General features: G+C 39.2%; 28 protein-coding genes and 2 riboswitches. Of the genes, 16 read left to right on the plus strand and 12 right to left on the minus strand.

Features of this window, described 5'->3' with window-relative positions; translation table 11 throughout:
* Positions 1-190 precede the first annotated feature (190 nt).
* From ilvA to GD441_RS12175, 3 genes are all read left to right on the plus strand, one after another.
* Positions 191-1408, plus strand: coding sequence for a threonine ammonia-lyase (ilvA, locus tag GD441_RS12165; RefSeq protein ID WP_153126710.1), 1218 nt, complete (start codon positions 191-193; stop codon positions 1406-1408).
* 255 nt (positions 1409-1663) lie between these two features.
* Positions 1664-2599 (plus strand): ring-cleaving dioxygenase, encoded by a 936-nt coding sequence (locus GD441_RS12170; protein ID WP_153126711.1) that lies wholly within the window; start codon positions 1664-1666, stop codon positions 2597-2599.
* A gap of 66 nt (positions 2600-2665) precedes the next feature.
* Complete coding sequence (locus GD441_RS12175) at positions 2666-3277, plus strand: alpha/beta hydrolase (RefSeq protein ID WP_153126712.1); 612 nt, start codon at positions 2666-2668, stop codon at positions 3275-3277.
* Between the two features lie 49 nt (positions 3278-3326).
* On the opposite strand, the gene queF is transcribed toward GD441_RS12175, so the two are convergent.
* Entirely contained in the window at positions 3327-3824 is a 498-nt protein-coding gene (queF, locus tag GD441_RS12180; protein ID WP_153126713.1) for a preQ(1) synthase, read from the minus strand.
* Positions 3825-4283: 459 nt separating this feature from the next.
* Here queF and rraA point away from each other — a divergent pair, with 459 nt between their 5' ends.
* On the plus strand, positions 4284-4763 hold the full coding sequence (gene rraA, locus GD441_RS12185) for a ribonuclease E activity regulator RraA (RefSeq protein ID WP_153126714.1): 480 nt from the start codon (positions 4284-4286) through the stop codon (positions 4761-4763).
* Positions 4764-4909: 146 nt separating this feature from the next.
* On the opposite strand, the gene GD441_RS12190 is transcribed toward rraA, so the two are convergent.
* The 3 genes from GD441_RS12190 to GD441_RS12200 all read right to left on the minus strand — a co-directional run bounded on the left by GD441_RS12190 (position 4910) and on the right by GD441_RS12200 (position 7270).
* A complete protein-coding gene (locus tag GD441_RS12190; protein WP_153126715.1) occupies positions 4910-5161 on the minus strand; it encodes a spore coat protein in 252 nt (83 codons plus the stop codon).
* A gap of 11 nt (positions 5162-5172) precedes the next feature.
* On the minus strand, positions 5173-5361 hold the full coding sequence (locus GD441_RS12195; RefSeq protein ID WP_153126716.1) for a hypothetical protein: 189 nt from the start codon (positions 5359-5361) through the stop codon (positions 5173-5175).
* 127 nt (positions 5362-5488) lie between these two features.
* On the minus strand, positions 5489-7270 hold the full coding sequence (locus tag GD441_RS12200) for an ABC transporter substrate-binding protein (RefSeq protein WP_153126717.1): 1782 nt from the start codon (positions 7268-7270) through the stop codon (positions 5489-5491).
* Between the two features lie 165 nt (positions 7271-7435).
* Here GD441_RS12200 and GD441_RS12205 point away from each other — a divergent pair, with 165 nt between their 5' ends.
* From GD441_RS12205 to GD441_RS12225, 5 genes are all read left to right on the plus strand, one after another.
* Positions 7436-8659: an MFS transporter gene (locus GD441_RS12205; RefSeq protein ID WP_191992180.1), complete on the plus strand. Its 1224-nt coding sequence runs from the start codon at positions 7436-7438 to the stop codon at positions 8657-8659.
* Between the two features lie 140 nt (positions 8660-8799).
* On the plus strand, positions 8800-9942 hold the full coding sequence (locus tag GD441_RS12210) for a glycerate kinase family protein (RefSeq protein ID WP_153126719.1): 1143 nt from the start codon (positions 8800-8802) through the stop codon (positions 9940-9942).
* Positions 9943-10178: 236 nt separating this feature from the next.
* Positions 10179-10676 (plus strand): sigma-70 family RNA polymerase sigma factor, encoded by a 498-nt coding sequence (locus GD441_RS12215; protein WP_153126720.1) that lies wholly within the window; start codon positions 10179-10181, stop codon positions 10674-10676.
* Entirely contained in the window at positions 10666-11691 is a 1026-nt protein-coding gene (locus tag GD441_RS12220) for an anti-sigma factor (protein WP_153126721.1), read from the plus strand. The genes GD441_RS12215 and GD441_RS12220 overlap by 11 nt, the downstream gene beginning before the upstream one ends.
* Positions 11676-11987, plus strand: a complete 312-nt coding sequence (locus GD441_RS12225; RefSeq protein WP_153126722.1) for a hypothetical protein — start codon at positions 11676-11678, stop codon at positions 11985-11987. Before GD441_RS12220 ends, GD441_RS12225 begins: the two co-directional genes overlap by 16 nt.
* Before the next feature lie 76 nt (positions 11988-12063).
* Here the strand turns inward: GD441_RS12225 and GD441_RS12230 are convergent, their stop codons facing one another.
* On the minus strand, positions 12064-12387 hold the full coding sequence (locus GD441_RS12230; protein WP_153126723.1) for a winged helix-turn-helix transcriptional regulator: 324 nt from the start codon (positions 12385-12387) through the stop codon (positions 12064-12066).
* 218 nt (positions 12388-12605) lie between these two features.
* Between GD441_RS12230 and GD441_RS12235 the strand changes: the two genes are divergently transcribed.
* Genes GD441_RS12235 through GD441_RS12245 form a run of 3 tightly spaced genes read left to right on the plus strand, consistent with a single transcriptional unit; the run spans position 12606 to position 14577 of the window.
* The gene (locus GD441_RS12235; protein WP_153126724.1) at positions 12606-13043 is read left to right on the plus strand and encodes a DoxX family protein; all 438 of its coding nucleotides are present in this window, start codon (positions 12606-12608) and stop codon (positions 13041-13043) included.
* The gene (locus tag GD441_RS12240) at positions 13030-13890 is read left to right on the plus strand and encodes a VOC family protein (protein WP_153126725.1); all 861 of its coding nucleotides are present in this window, start codon (positions 13030-13032) and stop codon (positions 13888-13890) included. The genes GD441_RS12235 and GD441_RS12240 overlap by 14 nt, the downstream gene beginning before the upstream one ends.
* Before the next feature lie 36 nt (positions 13891-13926).
* Complete coding sequence (locus GD441_RS12245; RefSeq protein ID WP_153126726.1) at positions 13927-14577, plus strand: nitroreductase family protein; 651 nt, start codon at positions 13927-13929, stop codon at positions 14575-14577.
* A 78-nt stretch (positions 14578-14655) separates the two neighbouring features.
* Here GD441_RS12245 and GD441_RS12250 read toward each other — a convergent pair whose 3' ends face one another.
* Both GD441_RS12250 and GD441_RS12255 read right to left on the minus strand, forming a co-directional pair.
* On the minus strand, positions 14656-14814 hold the full coding sequence (locus GD441_RS12250) for a DUF1540 domain-containing protein (RefSeq protein ID WP_153126727.1): 159 nt from the start codon (positions 14812-14814) through the stop codon (positions 14656-14658).
* Between the two features lie 652 nt (positions 14815-15466).
* Positions 15467-15637: a hypothetical protein gene (locus tag GD441_RS12255; protein ID WP_153126728.1), complete on the minus strand. Its 171-nt coding sequence runs from the start codon at positions 15635-15637 to the stop codon at positions 15467-15469.
* Between the two features lie 251 nt (positions 15638-15888).
* On the opposite strand from GD441_RS12255, the gene GD441_RS12260 reads away from it, so the two are divergent.
* Entirely contained in the window at positions 15889-16383 is a 495-nt protein-coding gene (locus GD441_RS12260) for a DUF1572 family protein (RefSeq protein ID WP_153126729.1), read from the plus strand.
* A 184-nt stretch (positions 16384-16567) separates the two neighbouring features.
* Positions 16568-16663: riboswitch (yybP-ykoY riboswitch) on the plus strand.
* An 86-nt stretch (positions 16664-16749) separates the two neighbouring features.
* On the plus strand, positions 16750-17445 hold the full coding sequence (locus GD441_RS12265; protein WP_153126730.1) for a TerC family protein: 696 nt from the start codon (positions 16750-16752) through the stop codon (positions 17443-17445).
* Positions 17446-17624: 179 nt separating this feature from the next.
* Here the strand turns inward: GD441_RS12265 and GD441_RS17475 are convergent, their stop codons facing one another.
* The 5 genes from GD441_RS17475 to GD441_RS17235 all read right to left on the minus strand — a co-directional run bounded on the left by GD441_RS17475 (position 17625) and on the right by GD441_RS17235 (position 20682).
* Positions 17625-17753, minus strand: coding sequence for a hypothetical protein (locus GD441_RS17475; protein WP_263862446.1), 129 nt, complete (start codon positions 17751-17753; stop codon positions 17625-17627).
* Between the two features lie 160 nt (positions 17754-17913).
* Entirely contained in the window at positions 17914-18384 is a 471-nt protein-coding gene (gene ribH, locus GD441_RS12270; protein WP_153126731.1) for a 6,7-dimethyl-8-ribityllumazine synthase, read from the minus strand.
* A gap of 21 nt (positions 18385-18405) precedes the next feature.
* A complete protein-coding gene (locus GD441_RS12275; RefSeq protein ID WP_153126732.1) occupies positions 18406-19599 on the minus strand; it encodes a bifunctional 3,4-dihydroxy-2-butanone-4-phosphate synthase/GTP cyclohydrolase II in 1194 nt (397 codons plus the stop codon).
* Between the two features lie 26 nt (positions 19600-19625).
* Positions 19626-20267 (minus strand): riboflavin synthase, encoded by a 642-nt coding sequence (gene ribE / locus GD441_RS12280; RefSeq protein WP_153126733.1) that lies wholly within the window; start codon positions 20265-20267, stop codon positions 19626-19628.
* 85 nt (positions 20268-20352) lie between these two features.
* Positions 20353-20682 (minus strand): dihydrofolate reductase family protein, encoded by a 330-nt coding sequence (locus tag GD441_RS17235; RefSeq protein ID WP_225434220.1) that lies wholly within the window; start codon positions 20680-20682, stop codon positions 20353-20355.
* Positions 20683-21024: 342 nt separating this feature from the next.
* A riboswitch (FMN riboswitch) is annotated at positions 21025-21158 on the minus strand.
* 279 nt (positions 21159-21437) lie between these two features.
* Between GD441_RS17235 and GD441_RS12290 the strand changes: the two genes are divergently transcribed.
* Positions 21438-22655: an MDR family MFS transporter gene (locus GD441_RS12290; RefSeq protein WP_225434221.1), complete on the plus strand. Its 1218-nt coding sequence runs from the start codon at positions 21438-21440 to the stop codon at positions 22653-22655.
* 850 nt (positions 22656-23505) lie between these two features.
* On the plus strand, positions 23506-24048 hold the full coding sequence (locus tag GD441_RS12295; RefSeq protein ID WP_153126735.1) for a helix-turn-helix domain-containing protein: 543 nt from the start codon (positions 23506-23508) through the stop codon (positions 24046-24048).
* The last annotated feature ends 62 nt before the right edge of the window (positions 24049-24110 follow it).

Below are 24110 nucleotides of genomic sequence, written 5' to 3' on the forward strand. Positions count from 1 at the left end.
TACTAAATTATAATTATTATAAATTAAGATAAAATGATTTTGGTTTAATTTTAGTATATATGCTTTTGGGCGCCTCTAAACGAAAAGAGTTAAAAACTTTTTGACATTTTTTAGAGGCAAAAACGAATTCACAAGATTAAATCCCGTATTTTTACAAAAAATAAAAGTATTCATGTTAGGGAGGTGGCTTATGATTTCGTTAGAGGGAATTGTGTTGGCTCAAGAAAAAATGAGAGGAATCGTGCATGAGACTCCGCTTGACTACTCTAAGACGTTGAGTGATTTGTCCGGAAATGAAGTATATTTAAAGCTTGAGAATTTACAAAAAACCGGTTCGTTTAAAGTGCGCGGGTCTTATAATAAAATGATGAATCTGAATCAAGATGAGCTTCAGAATGGGGTAGTGGCAGCTTCTGCTGGAAACCATGCTCAAGGGGTGGCTTATTCGAGTAAAATGTTAGGCATCCCGTGTACGATTGTGATGCCGAAAGGAGCACCGATCGGGAAAATACAAGCAACTAAAAGATACGGTGCAAAGGTTGAGTTGTACGGAAGTGGAGTGGATGAAGCACTTGTTTATGCAAAAAAAATACAAGAAGAAACGGGAGCAGCTTTTGTTCACCCATTTGATGATTCGTCTGTTATTGAAGGACAAGGAACCATTGGTCTAGAAATTTTACGGCAGCTTCCGGATATGGATGCTGTGATTTGTCCTGTTGGAGGCGGAGGATTGATCGCGGGAGTGGCTTATGCTGTGAAGAAAATGAAACCGTCTATTCAGGTGTACGGCGTGGAAGCCCTGGCTTGTTCTAGCATGAGAAGCTCATTAAAAGAAAGGAAGCCTGTCATGGTCGAAGCAATGCCGACGATGGCAGATGGGATTGCTGTTAAAAAACCGGGAGACCTTACTTTTCAGCTTGTCCAAGAGTATGTAGATGATATTTTTTGTGTCGATGAAATGGAGATTGCTCGTACCATGTTGATGGTGTTGGAACGGAACAAGCTTTTAGTAGAAGGTTCAGGTGCTTGTGCGCTAGCTGCACTGCTGTATAGAAAGGTGCCCTTCAAGGACAAGAAAGTTGTCACGGTTTTAAGTGGTGGAAATGTGGATGTAAGCTTTATATCCAGAATCATTGAGCGCGGAATGGTGGAAGCCGGGAGGTACGCTTACTTCTCCATTGTGCTGATGGATAAGCCGGGACAGCTGGAAAAAGTACTAGAAATCATTGCAGAACTGCAAGCGAATGTGATGCAAATTTCTCTTCATCATATTGGTGAGCATATTTTTCCAGGAAGTGCTGAGCTGAAATTAACGATTGAGACACGGGATTCTGATCATATTCAAGAGGTTTTTCAAGCGTTAAATGGTAAGGGGTATCACGTGTTGAATAAGATAAGCCTGCCATGAATAAAGAGGAGAATCCTAGAAGCCAAAAAGCCGATTGACAAAGAACAATGTATGAATTAGAATTATCTTGAATTCGAGATATTTAATGAAACCATCTTCTAATCGAGATGGTTTAAAAATAGATAAATATCTTGAATTAAAGATAATGTTTTTATAAAGGATTATGCGGTTAATCGGTTTAAATAAAAGAACATTTGTGCACCAAATGAAGCTTTAAGTAACACGTGAAACGTTAAAAGGGAGGAGAATGGATGAATGGTTAAACAATCGATGGGTATACATCATGTTACAGCAATTGTCGGAAATCCCCAGGAAAACGTAGATTTTTATGCCGGGATTCTAGGCTTGAGATTAGTAAAGAGAACGGTTAATTTTGATGATCCTGGTACGTATCATTTGTACTTTGGAAATGCGGGAGGCAGTCCTGGTACCATTATGACATTTTTTCCGTGGCCAGGCGCATATACTGGAAGAATCGGAACAGGACAAGTGGGTGTAACTTCATTTGTGGTTCCAAATGGAGCGCTTTCTTTTTGGGAAAAGAGGTTAGCCAACTACAATATACCTGTTACAAGAAAAGAACGTTTTGGTGAGAAATATTTGAGTTTTAAAGATGTTCACGGTTTACAGCTTGAAATAGTAGAGCGAGAAGAAGGAGAGATAAATCCTTGGAGTTTCGGTGGAGTTTCTCCAGAGGAGGCCATTAAAGGGTTTGGAGGTGCAACATTGTATTCTTCCAGACCTGAGCAGACAGCTGAATTATTAGAACAGGTATTGGGATTAGAACGAATTGGCCAGGAAGGAGATTATATCCGTTTTAAAGCGGCTGATCGTATTGGGAACATCATAGATTTGAAGGTATCTCCTAATGGAAGAGGAAGAATGGGAGCAGGAACGGTTCATCACATAGCTTGGAGAGCAAAGGACGATTATGACCAAATGGAGTGGAAGCACCTTTTGGAAAGCTATGGATTTCATGTGACACCTGTTCAAGACCGCAATTATTTTCATTCGATTTATTTCAGAGAGCAGGGAGAGATTCTATTTGAAATTGCGACAGATCCTCCTGGGTTTGCACATGATGAGTCAGAAGAAACGATGGGAGAAAAGCTTATGCTTCCGTCTTGGTATGAACCACAAAGGGATAAAATAGAAAAGGTATTGCTTCCAATTGAAGTGAGAGAATTGTAATCGTGTTTATGAGGGGATGTAGCATAAGCTGCTTATCGACTAATTTTATTTTGGAGGAAGTCAAAAATGAAGCATATTTTTCATGAAGGAAAAGACCGTTCAAGACCTACTCTGCTTTTACTCCATGGTACAGGGGGTACAGAGACCGACTTGCTGCCTTTAGCTGATAAAATAGATCCAGCGGCTAATGTGCTAAGTGTTCGTGGGAATGTTCTTGAAAACGGGATGCCGCGTTTTTTTAGAAGACTTGCGGAAGGTGTTTTTGATGAAGAAGATCTTATATTCCGGACAAAGGAGCTAAATGCCTTTCTGGATGAAGCAGCAGAAAAATATCAGTTCGATCGCAACAACATTGTGGCCATTGGATATTCGAATGGAGCAAATATTGCTGCGAGCTTACTTTTTCATTTCCGAGATGCTCTTCGGGGAGCGATTCTTCATCACCCGATGGTTCCACTCAGAGGTGTAGAATTGCCAGACCTATCTGGAAAAGAGATCTTTATTGGTGCAGGAAAAAATGATCCGATTTGTCCAGCTTCAGAGACGATCGAATTGCAAGGCTTGTTGGAAGAAGCAAAAGCGGATGTTACGGTGTATTGGGAGAATTATGGACATCAACTTACGTTTACAGAAGTAAATGCCGCTGCTGAATGGTATGCAGGGAAATTTATATCCTAAAAAACCGGCTGCTGGAAAAATGCAGCCGGTTTTCTTTTAAATACAGAAATTATCGATTGTCGATGGTTTCTGGGTACATATCGTGATTCATTAGGCGATATTCTGCCATTTTTTCATATTTGGTTCCTGGCTTTCCATAATTGCAGTATGGGTCAATAGAAATTCCACCGCGCGGCGTGAATTTTCCCCATACCTCAATATAGCGTGGATCCATTAATTTAATTAGATCATTCATGATGATGTTCATGCAGTCTTCATGAAAGTCACCATGATTGCGGAAGCTGAATAAATAAAGCTTCAAAGATTTGCTTTCAACCATTAATTTATCTGGAATATAACTGATATAAATGGTCGCGAAATCCGGCTGGCCAGTTTTCGGACAAAGGCTCGTAAATTCCGGACAATTGAATTTTACGAAATAATCGCGGTCTGGATGTTTATTTTCAAATACTTCCAAAATATCAGGGGAGTATTCAAAAAGGTACTTCGTTCCTTGGTTACCTAGTAAGGTTACTCCTTGTAATTCTTCATCTTTTCTTCCTGCCATAAAAAAGCCTCCCTTATGTTGACCCGCATAAGGAGAGGCGCATAGCACGATACACTTTGAGAAATAAAAAACCATATCCTCTTTTGAATATGGTTGTTGATTTAGTAATCAAAGCCATAGTTTTTTATAGAGGGTTAAATGCTATGAACCTCTCCCGACAAAACGGGATATATTAATTTAATTGTCAATGTAAATATAGAGAATTTTAAAAGGAATGTCAATACGGTGTCAGGCACCGTTCGTGGACAAAAAAGACGGTTTTGTCTCTGTGGAAAATACACTTGGATGTGGCCACAGTATGTTAGTAACTAGATTAGGTGGGTGGTTTGCCATCTTCCTATAAGATGGGATGTGGAAAATATGGCTCTTCCATTTTTTTGTGTTGAAACTTTCATCACGTAAAGAGAAGGAAATTTAATAAGAAACAAGAATATTTAAAGCAAAAGGGAGGGGATTGGTATGAATTTTAAAACAACGGATTTGTGTGACGAATATTCAGATGAACTGCAAGTATGTTTGATAGAATGGAAGTCATTCGGGAAGAAGAGAAGATTTTCAGGACCAATTCAAACGGTCAAGGTATTGGAGGATAATGTCCTCGTTAAGGAGGCGTTACAAACGGTTCCGGGGGGTTCTGTGCTTGTAGTAGATGGTGAAGGCTCCAATAGATGCGCTCTTATGGGAGACATGCTTGGAGAAATTGCCCAAAATCGTAATCTTGCAGGGGTCATTATTAATGGTTGTGTCCGTGACTCAGCTGAGCTTGCGCAATTAAATATAGGAATCCTGGCAAGGGGTACGAATCCTTTAAAAAGCAAAAAAGAGGGAAAAGGCGAGAGAAATGTCGTTCTATCGTTTGGGGAAGTCGAATGGCATCCTGGTTATTATGTATATGCGGATGAAGATGGAGTTATTGTTTCTGCTCGCGAGCTCAAGTAGGTTCAGACTGCCTGCAAATGCTACTCCGCCCTTGCGCGGATTTGTTCCTCGATTGATAAGTGTTTTCAACAAGTATGAATCCGAATAAAGTACCATTTATCTACGTAAAAAACGTACCATTATCAAACAATGGTACGTTTTTGATTTTATTGATTAGCTGTAAGCTGTGATTTTACCTGCTGGATCACTTCTTGAGAAGCTGGTGCTGCCGGTTGATAATATCCTTTTTGAAGAGCATAATTATAGATTGTCCTTTGACGGTTTTCGTCTTGATTGCGAAGCTGGATCAACGTTTGTCTAAGGTCTGTATTATGGGATTCTGCAATATAAGTTGCATAGCCTGTTAAGCTTGCGTTTAAGCCTGCCAGATAGTCATTAACCATATCTTTTTCTTGCATACTCTTTCCTCCTAACCAAGAAAGCTTAGTAGTGTTTGTTGGGCTTGTCTTGCTGATTGGGCATCTCGTTGTAGCATTTCTTTTAATTGCGGATCTGTACATTGCTGCGCATAAGTGTCGAGTTTATTCGCAACCATTCCATGTCCGCCAATGATATGCCGCAAATTTTCAACTTCCAACTCGGTTAAAGATGTATTCATCGTTCAGCCTCCTTTACAAAATTACACTTTTAATGTGCCTAAGTTTGTAAAAAATATTCCATGTGTTATTTAAAAATTAGCTACATTTGATGGGTATTTGAAAGCTGAATTTCTTACGAATACTCTTTCAATCCTCAGAAAGAATGTCTTGAATTTGCGGAGGCTTATACCAGAGCTTTTTAAAATCAATCCATTTACGAGCGTTGAATTCTACCCCGTTTAGGAAGGTGTCGTAGCTTACTTCGATTTCTTTATGGGTTAAAAATAGTAGCATGCCTTCTTTCTTCAAATATTCCTCGACTTCATTCAATTTATCCTGTCGAGATACTGGATTGCTGTCAGCTGTTATGTCTCTCATTCTCGTGTCCAGCTTTTTCTTCATCTCGTCATGAAGTAATGGATAGATAAAGCCTTCCTTGTATAAATACAAATCTAACAGAGATATAATTCCTTCATGAGGCGTGGCTTCAAACAAGATCAAGTCCGCCTGCTCGATCATTTCTTTTTTCTTTATTTCATGTAATTCGACAACCTTGACCTCCAGCTGAATTTGATAGGAGTGAAGGTGGGTTTTGAGCCATTGAGCATCAAGCTCGTGCCTTCTATAGGTGTAAAGGGTTATTTTTTCTCCTTTATAGTCTGTTTGATTTTGATCTACTTTATCTATGGCTACTGACTTCTTCATGGCATATCCGTCAGAAAAATGAAACTGAATCGATGGACAAATTCTTGGATACCCCAATTCTTGAACCATCTTAGCCCGATCGATCAACAAATCCATCATCCTTCTCAGTTTCACATTTTGCAAGGGACCTTCCTTAACCGTGTTGACACTTAAAACGGTAGTACCGGAATAAATCTCAGCCTTTGACCAACTTTCTAATCCTTTATTTTTACTTTCTCCTGTATCGACATGGAGTTTTTGCCCTTCCATTACCTCATGTTCAAGCCACCTGGTCTCCATTCTCCATATTTCGATCCTATGAATATGTGGAAGGTGCTGAAAGTGTTTTTCGAAGATGGAAAGCTCCAAGTAGTCTTCCGAAAATGTGCTGATTTTATATGGACCTGTTCCAAAAAAATTGGTTCCTTCTATTTCCACAATAGACATGGGTACATATGAAACAAAATGTAGAAAGAGATGCTGAGGTCTATGGAAAGTGATGACGAGACAATACTTTGAGACAATTTCTATTTCTTTTAAATCTCTTAATAGCCAGGAGTGGGGGGAATCCTTCAGCCTCAGGAAGGATTTTTTTACATGATGGGAAGTTAATTCTTGATCATGATGGAAGAGAACCCCTTTCCGTAAATAAAAGACCCATTTGGTTTTAGATGGATTCGTTTCCCATGCATGAGCAAGCGAACCTTTAAATCGTTCTGTGTTCGGATCATAATCAACTAGTGCGTTATAGATTTGGAGCATAATATGGGCGTCGAAATCAAAAAAAGCATAAGCGGGATCTAACGTTGTGACAGGTCGGAAAATAGGAAACCTCAATATCTCTGTTTCTTGATCTTCATTAGATACAATGCTGTAGTAACCAAAGTAGTTTCTGATCCATTCCAAAAAGTACGATTCTGCTTTCGACTGATTTCCATACTCTCTTACAAGCTCCAAGGCTTTATTGAGATGGCCTTCTTTCAATAAAAATTGAACTTGTTCATGCAAAAAGTCTTCAAAGTCCATAGAAAAAGAAAGAACGGAGAGGTTACCTCTTCCTTTGCCTGGTTTAAAAGAAAGAAGTCCATGTTGCATAAGTTTGTTTAGAATAATCTTTACGTTTCGGTTCGTGCAAAACAATACGTTCGAAAGTTCGTTTATAGATATTTCAATGCTTGTGCCGTTCGGAATATGTTTAAAGGCACTACGTAAGAGCAAAAAGTGATAGGTATATTGATTGGTCACAAAAAAACCTCCCCACAGTTAATCATTTTTCTACTTTCTAATTTTTGTCAAGATGATCTTGCGAAAGAAAAGGTGAAAAGCTTAGAAAAATCCTTTCGATTTTTCCTATACATGTCTCGACATAAAATGAGATTAGAATCGATAAACAAAGAGGGGATAAAAAATATGGGTGTTCATTACACACTGAGGGAAAAAGGGATTGGTAAATGGAAATATGATAATTTTACGCTTCTATTATCAGCGGGCCTTCTCTTAAGTATCGGGAATAAAATTTACGAATTGCTGCTCCCGTTATTGATGTATCAGTTATCGGAATCTTCGATCATCATGACCCAAATGAGAACAGCAGAACTTTTGCCTAATCTATTTTTTGGCATGTTTATTGGGGTCATTGTGGATCGGGTTAATCAAAAGAAATGGGCTATGGCAATGGTGCTATTTCAAGCTCTTATTTTATTCGTCATGTATGAGATGTTTGGGAGAGGCATCTATAAACCTATTCTTTATTACCTTCTTGGATTTATGCTGATGACCTTGAATTACGGTTATTTTAATGTTCAAATTAGCTTGGTTAAAATGAGTTTACCGATGAATAAGCTAACCTCTGCCAATGCTAAGCTTTCCTTCGTTGAAACGTTTGTTGGCATAATGGGACCTGTTTTATTAAGTATGGTCCTGATCCTATCTAATATGGAGCAGGGATTATTAATAGCTGCGTTTTTATATGCTGTCTCTTATATTTTATTGATGAGACTAAAGGTGAATGAACCCGAAAAAAACAATCTTGAAACATCTTTTTGGGCTGATTTTAAGGAAGGCTGGAGAGAATTCAGTCAAAATAAGGCTTTAAAGAGCATGACTTTCTTTATAATGGTAGCGAATTGCTCAATGACGGTTGTTAGTACAACGGTTTTATTTTTTGGTACGGAGGAATTAAAACTTTCTAATTCTATGCTTTCCTTTCTGCTATCCTCAGCCGGAGTTGGAGGATTACTAGGAAGTCTGGCCGCACGTTCCTTAAGAGACCGGTACTCATTAGGGATTTTATTTGGGATGTCCATATTATTAAATGGAGTCGCTTATTTGGGATTATTCTTCACCCATCATTGGTTACTGCTTGTACCATCCCTTTTATTAAATGGATTTGCTTCTTGTGTATATACGATATGTGCCTATACTTTTCGCCAGGAACAAACTCCTGCTGCTTTGATGGGAAGAATTAGCGGCATAACAGGAACGCTTTTTAGATTCGGGATGCCAGTAGCTATGCTCTTATCAGGCTGGATGATGGACGTTTTGGGAAGCTCCTCCGTTTTTATAAGCGCCTCCCTTTTAAACATTATGCTATTTCTTCTGTATAAGAAATCGAATCTATGGCAGCTTCCTTAGAATCTTCCCGAAAATATTGTTTTTTACGAAAAGACAGAAAGTGAAAACCGATTTATAATAGATACAAGAAAGGATGAAAGGGGTTCCATTTTTGGTAATTTCCCTTTTTTTGATTCAAAAATAGTCAGGAAGTGCATAACATGAAATGTGTAATGGCAATCGATTCTTTTAAAGGTTCTCTTTCTTCTCTAGAAGTCGGAGAAGCAGCGAAAAGAGGTCTATTACAGGCTTTACCAAATGCAGAAGTGGACATTGTCCCGATGGCGGATGGTGGGGAAGGAACCATTGAGGCGTTGCTTTATGTAAACAAAGGAAAGAAGATTCCTGTTTCAGTTCACAGCCCGATCATGGAGATCGTTGAAGCGGAGTATGCTGTTTTTGAGTACAACGAAATCCAACATGTTTTTATTGAATGTGCTCAGAGTACAGGTCTTCCTTTAGTACCCCCAGCCAAACGGAATCCTTTAAAAACAAACAGCTATGGATTGGGCGAACAGATAAAAGACGCCATCCAAAAAGGATACCGGCATTTTATCTTGTCTCTCGGAGGAAGTGCCACAAATGATGCAGGCTGTGGAATGCTTCAGGCACTTGGCTGGGAATTCTATAATAAAAATGGCGAAAAGCTATCTCATCATGGAAATCCTTTGCTGGAAGTATACGATTTTTCTGATCAACATGTACTGCCTGAGTTAAAAGAGTGCACCTTTATTGTGGCAAACGACGTAAACAATCCTTTTTATGGTGAAAAGGGAGCTGCGTATGTATTTGCCAGACAAAAAGGGGCAAGTGACCGTGATATTGAAGTCCTGGATCAAGCAATGCGTCGTTTTGCAGGTCTTATAAAAGAGCATCTCGGCATAGAGGTTCAAAACATTCCTGGAGCCGGTGCAGCAGGTGGTTTAGGTGGTGGAATCGCTAGCTTCCTGCAGGGCGAAATGAAGCCAGGGGTTGAAATGGTCATGGAGCTAGTTGGATTGAAGGAGAAGATTCGAGATGCCGATTTAGTTATAACAGGTGAAGGCAGCTTAGATCGCCAATCCTCCATGGGGAAAGTTCCGTACGGAGTAGCGCGGCTAGCTAAACAATTTGGTATTCCCGTCATTGGGATTGCTGGCCGGATTGATCATGATTTAGGTGAGTTAAATAAGGTACTGGATGCCGCCTTTTCCATACAGACGGAATGCCTTCCTTTGGAAGAGGCCATGAAATTTGAAGTAGCTTCCAAACAGATTGAAGTGACAATGAACCAGATGATGAGATTAATACAAGCAGTAAAGTAGCTGAAGGATTACTTTAGTTACGGCTTCGAAAAGCAAGTCACAAAGGTACATTTGCGACCGGATGACAGCAACCAATTTTATAACCTGTTACAATCAAAAATTTCCAAGTAAATGGATACGCCGTTCCTCCCTTTTAAATGAGGAACGGCGTATTTTGTTTGCTTGCAAAAAATTTTCCAATTATGTGCAACTTTTTGTTATGGTAAATCGTGGATAGTGTGAAAGGGGGAGCAAGGTTGAATCTGGATGATCTATACAGACAGCACGTAAACGATTTATACCGATATTTGTTTTCTCTTTCCAAAGATCATTACACAGCAGAAGATTTGGTACAGGAAGCCTTTTACCGAGCATATCTGCAAATGGAGGACTATGAATTTCAAAATATAAAGGCTTGGCTATTTAAGGTCGCTTATCATGCTTTTATCGATTATAACCGAAAACATAAAAGGGTGACGCTTAGTGACAAGCTGTCTTACAGCATGGAGCATAGCCAAACTCCTGAGAAGGATTTTTTGGACAGAGAGGGATTTAAAATGCTGTTGAGTTGTATTCATACACTGCCAGAAAATGAAAAGCATGCTATTTTGTTATGTGATTTGCATCAGCTTCATTATCAGGAAGCGGCTGATGTATTGGATCTCAAACTTAACACCTTGAAAAGTCACGTTTTTAGAGGGCGAAAGAAGCTAATAGAGATGATTAAGGAAAGGAGAATTCGTGATGACCGATGAAAAGATTAGTTCAAAGGATGAATCCATCTATCAGCAATTGATCAGTAATTCCAGAATAGAAATGGAACAAATTCATGGTCTTTCGGATGAGGGCCAGAAAAAAATTATTCAATCTGGGAAAAATAGGGCGCGAATGACGAATATTATGATTAGCTTAGCCTGCCTATTATTCATATTACCCGTTTTGACGCTTGGTACCTACCTATACTACGCCATCGGGGGAAGAGCGAATCATTTGATAGATGTGGCGGCTAAAACGATTTATGTGACCGAACCAAACATGAGTGTAGAAGAAATGGAGCTGGAGGAAGATATCGGAATTTTTTCGATGGACATCATGTTCGATGTTTTCAAAAGAATTGGTAGTGAGGATTACAAAGCTGGGGAGTATTCCCTTCATTTTTATTTAGATCAGCCAAATTTTCCAAAAAAAGAGTGGAAGCTGGATCGACCGCTTGCTGAAGTACCAATGCCAGAAACTGAAGTAATGGTTCATCCGAAAAATGATGTACCTTTTGACACGCAATCACAATGGGACCTTTTAAAAGGATTACCAGATGGAACGGTATCAGAAGTATATCTTTCTTTTTCTAAAATCATGAGACCTAAGGAAGTGGAAGAGCTGCTTTCAATGGATGTGGAGTCTCGTTGGTATGCAGTGAATAGCGGCTTAGAGTCAAAGGGATTTGATAAGGAGGGTTTTCCAGTTTCACCAATTGGTTACCCTTCTCAAATTGACACGACTACTTGGTCTCCCTTTAATGGCCGGGAAAGTAATGAAAAGGTATTTCTCGATATTTTGAAGCTGCTAGAAAAAAAAGAAGAGGTTGCGGTTAAGGTGGCAAGAGCAAAATCACTGAATTTAGATGAACGTATCTCCTATATAGAGAAAAACGGGATTGAAGTATATGGAGCGGTCGTTACTGGTCCTACAGCGGAATTAAGGAAGCTTGAACAGATAAAGGATATCCGTGCAATGAAAGTGGGGGAAGTAAAATTATGGAACTGGGAGTAAAAAAGAAAATCAAAAGAGATGGAACCCTTCAAACCTGGACGGGATTCCTATCCTTCGTGATCGGTCTGATTGCGCTTGCCGGTTTAAATGCAGCCCTATTGCTAGAAACAAAAGCATTTCCGGAAACGGCTCTTGTACAGCTTCCGCTCATCGGACTTTTTCTAGGAATTGTTGGTCTATTTACCCGCAAACGGTCAAGACTATGTGCATGGTGGGGAATCGGGATTTGTGTTTTTCTGTTTGTATTTACATTTATGATGTTTGGTTTAGCGTGGAGCATTAATCCGAAGCCTTAGTTGAGACTGAAGATCTTTCACTCTATCCCCAAAAAAACATAAAAAACTGCAGCTAAAAAAAGGCTGCAGTTTTTTACTATTCTTCCATAACAGGTAGCCAGTCCTGCCCCCATTTCTCAATGGTTTTCAAGATGGGTTCTAGTGCCCGACCTTTATCCGTCAACGAATATTCAATGCGGACAGGTGTTTCTGGGTAGACCTCACGTTTGACGATTCCTTCCTGCTCCAATTCCTTTAATCTTTCTGAAAGGACGCGTCCGCTAATGTTGATCGCGGATTCAATTGTGCTAAAGCGTTGAGGACCACCTGAAAGAAGTTGATAAATTATCAGCCCCGTCCATCGCTGACTTAATATAGACATCGCTTTTTCAAAACGAGGACATAGTGATTTTTGGTTCATCATAACTCACTCCTATTATTTATAGTATAGCTCAATGTTACAAATAATAAAATAATTATATTTTATAAATAAATTACTTGACGTATTTAAATTATAAACATATACTTACTTACATAAAGTAACTGACTTACAGGTTAGAAGGTCGTAAACGTATTCCGGAGCCTTTCAACTGCCTGTAAGTTACCTATAAAACAAACTAAGCAAAAGGTTGTAAATAAATGAAACAGCATGAGATTGGCGCATTTATTTTAAGAATATTTGTAGGTATCGCATTTTTCATCCACGGGTTAGCAAAATGGCAGGGAGGTATTGAAAATACCGCAAAATTCTTTGAGACAATCGGTCTTCCAGGGATTTTAGCCTATGTGGTAGCTTTCATTGAAACAGCTGGCGGAATCGCTCTTGTTCTTGGAATAGGCACAAGAATCGTATCTGTACTTTTAGCCATAATAATGATAGGTGCTATTTTCAAGGTGAAGCTCTCTGCCGGATTTTTTGGTAATGGTCAGATGGCGGGATATGAATTAGACTTAGCGCTGCTTGTCATCTCCATTTATCTTGCGCTGAATGGAAATTCTTTTCTAGCAATAGATGAAAGAATTTCTCGTATTAAAAGCCATTCAAATAGGAGGACAGCAGAACATGAACTTTCATAGTTACCCAGCTACTTATCTTGGTCCAATTTCTTTGAAAGTTGAAGACCTGGACCGTTCTTTAACGTTTTATAAAGAAATTATTGGCTTTCAAGGTGAAAAACTTTCTGAGAAAAAAGCGTATCTGTCGGTTGATGGGAAAACACCGTTTCTGATTTTGGAACAACCAGACGATGTGACCGCAAAACAGCCCCGGACAACGGGTCTATACCATTTTGCAATCCTTCTTCCAAACCGGAAGGAGCTTGGGAAGTTTTTACTTCATCTGCTTCAAAAGCAGTATCCGATCCAAGGAGCATCAGACCATTTGGTAAGTGAAGCCATATATTTTGCAGATCCTGATGGGAACGGAATTGAGGTTTATCGGGATAGACCTGCAGAAAAGTGGTCATGGAAGGGACAACAAGTGGAAATGGCGACTGTTCCAATGGATGCAGAAGGTGTGCTGGCAGAGGCGAATAACGAAGCTTGGATGGGGCTGCCGATAGGAACTGTATTAGGGCACATTCATTTGCATGTTTCAGATCTTCAAGAGTCAGAAAAATTTTACTGCGAGGCACTTGGATTCGATTTGGTCAGCAAATATGGACATCAAGCCTACTTCCTTTCATCGAACAGATACCATCATCATATTGGCATGAATACGTGGAATGGTGTAGGGGCTCCAGCTCCTGATGAAAACAGCGTGGGCCTAAAGTGGTTTTCTATCGTTTATCCAACATTAGCGGCTAGAAATAATGCTGTAGAAAACCTTAAAAATCTCGGAGCAGAGGTTTCAGAGCAAGATGGAGTAGTTCTTACAAAGGATCCATCAGGAACAAACATTCAATTATGGTTTCAAAATAAATAGGGAAACATAAAAACGAAAAAAAAGGTGGTGCTAACAATGGGTTTATTAACAAAATTATTTAAAGATCCTATTCAAGAGCAAAGCAGTGTAAATCATTCTTTTAAAGAAGCGGTTGCTCGCAGACGTTCTATTTATGCAATTAGCAAGGATAAAATCGTATCAGAAGAAAAAATTCAAGAACTTGTTCATCATGCGGTGAAGCATACGCCATCTGCTTTTAACTCTCAAAGTGCAAGAGTGGTCGTTTTATTTGGAGAGCATCATGATAAGCTATGGGATATTACGATGGAAGAGCTACGTAAAATTGTTCCTACTGACTCTTTTGCTGCAACAGAAGAGAAAATCAATTCTTTTAAAAGCGGATACGGTACTGTTTTGTTTTTTGAGGACCAAAGTGTCATTGAACAATTACAAAAAAACTTTGAGCTTTATAAAAACAACTTCCCGATCTGGTCCCAGCAATCAAATGGTATGCTACAATTTGTCATTTGGACTCTTTTAGAAGAAGAAGGTTTAGGCGCTTCGTTACAGCACTATAATCCATTAATCGACGCTCAAGTGCAAAAGCAATGGAATATCCCGGCTACATGGAAGTTGATTGCACAAATGCCGTTCGGAAAACCCACAGCTCCTGCAGGCGAAAAGGAATTCAAACCACTAGAAGAACGTGTGAAGGTTTTTAAATAAAAAGGATGTTGAGATTGTTACGAAGAATCCCAGCATTAGATGAAGGCAACCATTAGAATGGTTGCCTTCATCAATATTTTATATATCACTTGGTTCAAAGGTTTTACAATCCGTTTCTATGCTGCTGCTGGCTTCTTTACCTTTATGACTAACAACGAAAATTTGTGTAGCATCACAGAGCTTTCCCTCTCGATTGTGTACACAGTTTACAACTTCACAAAGTACATCTTGTGCCATTTTCCACACCTCCTCTAATTGATAGGATTCCCTATATGATATATGGAGATACAATTTCCTCTTGAGAAGAACATTTTCCCATTAGAGCTAGGTGTACGATTCCGTTTTTTAAAAATTGGACAAGTATTGGAAAAAACTGAATGATTTTTTTAAAAAGTTTTATAAAGTCTATTGACAAACGATAATGAAAATCATTATCATTAAATTAGGATAGCAATTATTCACCCCCTCATCCTATTAAAGGCAACGATATGGTCTATCCCAAAAACTATTGGGTTCGGGTATCCGTTGTCGAAAAAAATTGTTATATAAGGTATGTTTCCCCTCTTAAAATACCTTATAAAAGGGCTTACCTATAAGTTGTTATGACTTATGGGTAAGCCTTTTTGTTTGCTGTTACAGCAGTTTCGTGAGTTTACACCTGGTTAATTTAAGAGATGCTAGCCTTTACTTATTTTTTAGGTACAGGAACGACAAATAACCGAAATGACTATCCACCTGCAGATTTTTATAGGGACAGGCTAACCGTGAAAAAAGGTTCACTTAAATCACAAGGGTTTTCGCTTAAATCGAGGGGCAGAACGCTTAAATCGAGAGGATTTTCGCTTAAATCAAAAGGATTCCAGCTCGGTTAGGAGCAAGATTTCGGACGTTATTTCCAAATATCGGTCGTCATTCCTGATATATCGGTCATCAGGAACAAAATATCGGTCGTCATTCCCGATATATCGGTCGTTAGGAACAAAATATCGGTCGTCATTCCCGATATATCGGTCGTTAGGAACAAAATATCAGCTGTCATTCCGATATATCGGTCATTCATTCATCAGTCCCTTTATATCTCCAACTCTTTTTATTGATCGATAGGAAAAATTTACATTTATCCCGAATATTAATAGATAAAGTGGATTTAGAAACTGGCTATCACATTGTAGGTCCAGAACATTCGGGTCATGTCAAAAGCAAATGGTATCAAAATCAAATGCAGGATTGGACCGATTGATCTTATCATGCGACCAGTATAAAAGAATTTAAAGGTGATACGCTGAAGCTAGTACCGGAGGAGATGAAAAAATGAGTATAGGAAAAGAATATATAAAAGTAGTCAACGAGCGTTTTACATATATGAAAAAGACGGTTGAAGATGCAATCGTCCAAGTAAATGATGAAGATCTATTTTGGTCAGCTAATGGGGACTCCAATAGCATAGCCGTCATTATGAAGCATATGAGCGGGAATATGATTTCAAGATGGACAGATTTTTTCAAAACCGATGGCGAAAAAGAAAATAGAAACCGGGATAGAGAGTTTATCAATGATTTTTCCGATCGAAGTGATGTGTTAGCTTATTGGGAAAAAGGATGGAACGTATTCTTATCCGTATTGGGAGACATTGAGGAACAAGATTTACTGAAGACGGTGACCATTCGTCAAGAGGAGCATACCGTTCTTCAAGCAATTGAGAGGCAGATGTACCATTATTCTTATCATGTCGGACAAATTGTTTACATTGCCAAGCAGCTCAAATCTGAAGGTTGGAAATCACTTACAATTCCGAGAAAGAAATAAAGGGAAAGCTTTTCTGTTACTATATTAAAATTGTAAAAAGGAGGCTGTTTTAGTCTCCTTTTTATGTCTAACTGTAAGTCTTATCCGCTTTTCTAATGATCTATTTCTTATTTTCTATCTTTTTACTATTTACTTAGGGTAAAAATAGGTTATAATACAAGAGGTAATCAATTAAATAGTCACCTTTCAATGTAAAGGGGAGTAGCGTCAGATTTTCATCTGAAACAAAGTCGTCATTACATGGGTTTTGCCCATCGGCTTTGTTGGCATACATGTGCTTAGCGAGACCTTTGCCTTCTATGGCAGAGGTCTATTTATTTTTTAACAGGTTCTTCTGAGATAAAATCGAAACTGGAGGAAACAGGAATGGAATTATTAAGCATGGAATTTCTTACAGCACTGTTAACAATCGTTGTGATTGATTTAGTATTAGCTGGGGACAATGCAATTCTCATTGGTCTAGCAGCCCGTAATTTACCAAAGCATCAACAGAAGAAGGTTATCTTAATCGGATCACTCGGTGCAGTACTTATTCGCTCTATTGCCACGATTGCGGTGGTGTGGCTATTAAAAATTCCGGGATTATTACTTGCCGGAGGGGTTATGCTTGTGTGGATTTCGTACAAGCTTTTGATTGATGAGGATGAACATAGTGATGTTAAAGCGAGCAATAGCTTTTGGGCAGCTGTCAGAACCATTATTGTAGCAGATGCCTTAATGGGAATTGATAATGTGCTTGCTGTAGCAGGTGCTTCTCATGGTAGCACTCTACTCGTTATAATAGGCCTGCTCATTTCTGTGCCAGTGGTTATGTGGGGTAGTACGATTATTTTAAAATGGATTGAGCGTTATCCTGTCATCATTGTAATGGGTGCAGCTGTTTTGGCTTGGACTGCTTCTAAAATGATTGTTGGAGAACCCTTTTTAAAAGATTTCTTCACAAACGAATTTGTTAAATACGGATTTGAGTTGTTAGTTGTAGCTGCTGTAGTCTCAGCCGGTCTATTGAAGAAACGCAAAATGAAAGAAACGTATGATTTTGAAAAAGAAAAAATTAGCTAACCATAAAAGGGCAACCCATCTATGCTAACAGGTTCACTTCAGAGGTGAAAACGATGTAAAACACATTAGAATTCACATAAATTCTAATGTGTTTTTTTGTCTAGCGAGAAAAATGAAAATGAGCTTGGAAAAGATCTTCCAAGCTCATTTTAGATAGTTTTTCTATATTAAAGCTGCTTCTACCAGTCTTGTGTGCTGCTCAATAAATGATCAATGTCAATGGGCTTCAACAAAAAAGATACATTTTCTTCAGCAACCTCGGTGGTAGCTTCAAGCAATTGATCGATATTGATATATGATTCTACCATGATTCTAACCTCCATTTACTGAAGTTTTACCTATAACAGTGATGAAGTAATCCTGTTATTATAAACTTCGGGTACAATCCTCAAGTTATGGGGGTCAGTGTGTTGAAAAAATGTAAAGTCCATAATCAGCAGCATGTACTTTTGTGTATTGCTGTGTTTATTATCCTTCTAAGCTGCGTGTCAAATTGGCCATTTCAATGGCTGATACAGCTGCTTCCCATCCTTTATTGCCTGCTTTTGTTCCGGAACGCTCAATGGCTTGTTCGATATTTTCTGTCGTTACAATACCAAAAATGACCGGTATTCCGGATGAAAGGGATGTTTGGGCAATTCCTTTTGCGGCTTCATTGCATACATAATCATAATGGGATGTGGATCCTCTAATGACCGTTCCAAGCGTAATAATAGCATCATATCGTTTGGAATCCGCCATTTTTTTGGCTGCTAATGGGATTTCGAACGCTCCCGGAACCCATGCCACATCTACGTTTTCTTTCTCTACGCCGTGTCGGTTGAGGCTATCAAGTGCGCCTGAAAGCAGTTTGCTCGTAATAAACTCATTAAAGCGGGAAACAACAATACCAATTTTTAATCCACTACCAATTAAATTTCCTTCGAATACTCTATTCATGAAAAACCCTCCTGTTTTCCTTTAAAAGTGTAGAAGATGTCCAAGTTTTTCTTTTTTTGTCTGTAAATAGCGCTCATTTTCTTTTTTAGTAGGCATTTGAATCGGTACTCTTTCTACGATTTCGAGTCCATAGCCAGATAAGCCCGCAATTTTACGCGGATTGTTGGTTAAAAGCCTTATTTCCTTAATTCCAAGATCCTGCAAGATTTGGGCTCCGATTCCGTAATCCCTTAAATCATCTTCGAATCCAAGATGTCTGTTTGCTTCAACAGTATCATAGCCTTGCTCCTGTAGCTCATAAGCTCTCAGTTTATTTAATAGTCCAATACCGCGGCCTTCTTGTCTCATATAAAGGAGGACACCATGGCCTTCTTCTTGAATCTGTGCAAGTGCAGAGTGAAGCTGCGGACCACAGTCGCATCTGAAGGATCCGAAAATGTCGCCTGTTAAGCATTCCGAATGGACGCGGACAAGTGTAGGTTTGTCAGGATCCAACTTGCCTTTTACCAAAGCGACATGCTCTTTACCATCCAGGACATTAGAGTACCCAATCATCCTGAATTCACCGAAAGGGGTGGGTAGAAGAATGTCTGCTTCTCTTTTTACAAGTTTTTCACTTGTCCTTCTGTATGCAATTAAATCTTCTATTGAAATGATTTTTATATTATGTGTTTTTGAAATGTCTAGTAAATCAGGAAGTCGGGCCATTGTCCCGTCTTCTTTGATAATTTCGCATATCACTCCGGCAGGAGAACTGCCCGACAGAATGGCTAAATCAACGGCGGCTTCTGTATGTCCAGCTCTTCTTAATACTCCGCCAGGTTTTGCAAGGAGCGGAAAAACATGTCCCGGTCTTACAAAATCCGAAGGGATACTGTCTGGATCAATGAGCTTCATAATGGTTTCAGAGCGTTCAAATGCACTAATTCCGGTGGTAGAATTTATATGATCCACACTAATTGTAAAAGCGGTTTTATGTGGGTCTGTATTTTGCTGAATCATTGGATGAAGTTGCAGACGATGACCAATTTCTTCCGCGATTGGTACACAAAGCAACCCTTTTCCATGTGTAATCATAAAATTAATCACACTCGGAGTTGCTTTATCTGCTAGACAAACAAAATCTCCTTCGTTTTCGCGATCTTCATCATCCACAACGATAATGATTTTTCCGGCTTTTAAATCTGCAATCGCTTCTTCAATGGAATGGAACATGAGTGGTTCACCTCAATTCATGGTTTTTACATAAATCCGTGTTCTCTCAGGTAAGCTTCGTCTAGCTTCTGGCTTTTTGCCTGGCTTTTCAGAAGTTTTTCCGTGTACTTCGCTAAAATATCGCATTCTATATTCACACTGTCACCCGGTTTTTTTTCCCCTAGAATGGTCTCAGTGAGAGTGTGGGGAATTAAGGAGACTGTAAAAGAGTGTCGTGAAAGATCGAATATCGTTAGACTTGTTCCATCCACCGCAACGGAGCCTTTCATGACCATGTAATGCAAAAGGGATGGAGAGACTTCGATTTCGTAGTACACGGCATTTTCCATTCGCCGCTTGTGTTTGATGATTCCGGTCCCGTCAATATGTCCGGTTACATAATGTCCTCCAAGACGTGCACCGGAAGCCAAAGCACGTTCCAGATTCACTTGAGAACCTATTTTGATGTGGTTTAGATTGGTTGATTTAACCGTTTCGGGCATCACATCAACAGAAAATGCTCCGTCGTTAAAGGAAGTGACAGTTAAGCAAACGCCATTTACCGAAATACTGTCACCAATGTGGACGTCAGAAAGAATTTTTTCAGCAGCGATTGTCAGACGTAAAGACATCGAACTTTGCCGAACTTCTTTCACGAAGCCGATTTCTTCTACAATGCCTGTAAACATGATTAACTCCTTTCTGGAACAGCTGTTATTTTTAACTCCCTTCCAGGCTGTTCAACGGACGTCAATAAAAGGGAAGGAACCTCTTTTAAGAGCTCAAAAAAGAAGGAGCGGTTGTGCCGCAAATCCATTTTGGGACAATATATGCAATGATTTCTTGGAAAAGCTGATCTTCAATAAAACTCGCATGAATGGATTCTCCACCTTCAACAAGCAAGGACGAAATGCCTTCTTGTCTTAGTAGAGTCAAGACATGTGGATTTTGGACGTTTTCTTCGGGGGATTGAATGATGTGGACATGGGATAAGGAAAATTTGTAATCCTGCATATTGCGGAGTTTTCCCGTAATGACTGCATGGTTCGAGCATAACGTAAATAGTCGCGCCTTTTGATTTGCTGCAAGCCATTTTGATGGCATGGACCTCGGAATGCGGCTCGCCAGCTTTTAAATAGGCTCTTAAACCGCCGTATGGACCCTGGTTCACAATCACTGATTTAACAACAGGATTTTGGCCTAGACACGTCGGTTCTAAAGCTAGTTTCCAATAGTCCTGATCCGTCAAAAATACACCTCCTTTGGCAAAATTTCTTTGAAAATTCGGAAGAATAATGAAAAAATCCACCTATTAAAAAGTAATGAAAACACAACCAATTTCTTCCTGTTTTCAAAGAAAAAACCCCCATCAAAAAGAATGGGGGTCGATCATACAATGACATGCATAGCAAAATAAGAGTTTGAACGTCCAATTTTCAAACTCTTGTTTTCCTTCTCCCATCCAGACTTTTACTGTCGGCTCCGGATTCGCACCGGATCCTGCCCAAAAGGGCTCGCGGGCTTATTAGCCAAGCTACATCACCGCCGATTGGGAATTCCACCCGACCCCGAAGGAAACTATTGAATTGCTCTTATGATAAACTTACATATTTATTTCGTCAACATTTATGTAAACTTTGAAGGAAAGAATTTGTTTTTGGTTATTTTCGTAAAGTTTGTTGCTTTTTTAATGTAATGTAACGATACGATCTGAGTTGATTGTAGCGGAGAGTACTTGACTCCTGTGGGAAAAGGAAAAACAAAAGCGGAAATTTCGAAAAGATCTGAAAAAACTATTTAGTCTTTCGAAGTTTTATTGTATAATTTTCCATACTTTATTTAAATGCGGGGAAAATACCATGAACTTTTTAAGAAATTATATCAAACAGTTCCATCCGATTGTTTGGACACTATTGGTAGGGACGGTGTTTGCCCGAGGCTCTTCTTCCATGACGATGCCGTTCTTGGCCATTTACTTGTCTACTGACCTTAATATGCATCCGTTATTAATTGGTATTACGATAGGAGTTAGTCCGTTGTTGGGAACAATCGGTGGATTTATTGGCGGGCATCTATCGGATCGGTTCGGGCGTAAACCAGTCATGATTTTTGCCCTGTTTACTTGGTCTGCAGTCTTTTATAGTTTTTCGTTAGTTAGTATTCCAATTCTTTTCATTATATTGAATGCAGTAAACGGTTTGTGTCGCTCGTTTTTCGAACCAACATCACAAGCATTGATATCAGACCTGACCGAAAAGGGAAAAAGGATGCGTGCCTTTTCACTCCGTTACACAGCCATTAATATTGGTGCAGCCATAGGACCGTTGTTGGGCGCCTACTTTGCTACAAAATCAGCTGATATATCCTTTATTGTAACAGGTACTATGTACCTCCTGTATGGACTTATATTGGTTTTACAAATGAACAAACATCTAAGAGTCGGGAATATCAGTACGCAACGGAGTCAAATGAATATTAGGGCAGTCTTCCATGTCATCCGCAAAGATCGTATGCTCCTATTATTGATTTTAGGAATGATTCTTGTAAATGCAGGCTATTCTCAAATGGATTCTACTTTGCCACAGTATTTAAAGGATTCCTTCACGAAGGGAGTTTATTTGTATTCTGTACTCTTATCTTTGAATGCCATAATGGTGATCATTTTACAGCTGCCTACGAGCCACATAGCAGAAAAGTTTAAGCCGATGGAAGTAATGGTAGCCGGTGCAGTTTGCATGGCTCTAGGGATGTTCGGGTTTGGCTTTTTTGAGGGCTGGATCGGTATGATGGTTGCGATGGGTTTATTAACATTGGGGGAAATTCTCATTTTTCCATCCAATAGCTTGGTCATTGACCAAATTGCGGATGAAAGCATGAGAGGTGCCTATTTTGGGGCTGCACAATTCCGGAGCTTAGGCCATTTTCTAGGTCCCATTATTGGAGGCTATTTGCTTTCAGGATCTGGTGGTTTTACGCTTTATACGACGATGACTTGTGTCGTGCTGCTGAGCGTCGTTTTCTTTTATATGGGAAGCACTGCTCCGAAAAAAATCGAGAAAAAGACTCTGAGCTCTTAATTTTGGCTGTTTTCATAAAGTTTGTTGCTTTTTTAGTGTAAATTACCTTTAACTATCTGAGTTGATTGTACCGGAGGGTACTTGACTCCTGGAAAATGCATTCGCATTTCCTTCGTGCGGTGTTTTTTCAAAGAAGCATATTCAATGTCCTGCGAGAAATAGAGGGAAGTGGGAGACCCAACAGGCAGTAACGCCGAGGAGTGACATCCCTTCCCGCGGAAAGCAAGTGCCTCTCGCTGCAATCAACGGGCAAACTTTATAGTCAAAAAATAACAATCTATGCGAAAAGAGCCTAAATTTTATATTCGAATGAACTAGAACTACAGCCGCATAGGCTGTAGTTCTCAGACTGTTGACAAACGCTCGCATTCTTCGTCACGAACCCTCCTCCGGTGCTCATTACCATTTAGGGTAACTCCGCTCCTCGCACGGGTTCGTTCCTCGACTGACAAGCGTTTTCAATCAGTCTGAATGTGCGAGAAATATACTTTGTCTCCAACCTAAGAACTACAGCCGCATAGGCTGTAGTTCTTTTTATAAAAAGGCTGTGTTAATTGTTTATTTTATCGAGAGGTATAAATCGAAAAGTCTATATTCGTTTATAAGTTTTAATTTTACCTTGTAATAAAATCCAATTTCAAAGAAATTATGACGCAAATACCTGATCATACAAAAAATGTAGAGCTCAAAATATTGTCGAAAATTGGAAAGTTTTCGTTGAAGTTTTCGTTGAAGTTTTCGTTCAATCTAGTATAATAATCGTGTTGATTGTAAACTAAAAGTAATGCTACAGCAAACAATCTTTACTAATAGTTTACATACTTTAAACATGATTGAGGGTAATTTACGTATGAAAATTGGAAAAAAAATCAAAAATTTACGATTGAAAAAAGGCCTTACTCAAGAAGAGTTGGGGGAGCGTACGGATTTAAGTAAAGGGTATATTTCACAGCTGGAGCGTGATTTAAGCTCGCCTTCAATCGAAACATTTTTTAACATTTTAGAGGTTTTAGGATGCTCGCCTAAGGATTTCTTTGATGAAGAAGTGCTAGAGCAAAAAGTGGTGTATCGACAAGAAGATCAAACTGAATTCTACGATGAAGAGAAAGGGTATCGCATTCAGTGGCTTGTTCCTGAATCAAATGAAAATGAAATGGAGCCGGTACTGCTCACCTTTGAAAAAAATGGTGAGTTTAAGGAATTTGAGCCTTCTTTATCGGAAACCTTTGCTTATGTGCTTTCAGGGCGAATTAAAGTGATTTTAGGGAAGCAGGCATACACTGCAAAAGCAGGAGAGGCAATCTATTATCATGCCTCGGAAGAGCATCAAATTGTAAATAACCATGATGGGAAGTCTGAGTTACTTCTTGTTGCAACAGAATCCTATTTGTAGGGAGAGCTAAAGGAACGAAAATGATTAGACAGCATGATCGACAGGAACATTAAAGAATCTAA

It is taken from the genome of Peribacillus tepidiphilus (assembly GCF_009466385.1).
Lineage (GTDB): Bacteria > Bacillota > Bacilli > Bacillales > DSM-1321 > Bacillus_BN > Bacillus_BN tepidiphilus.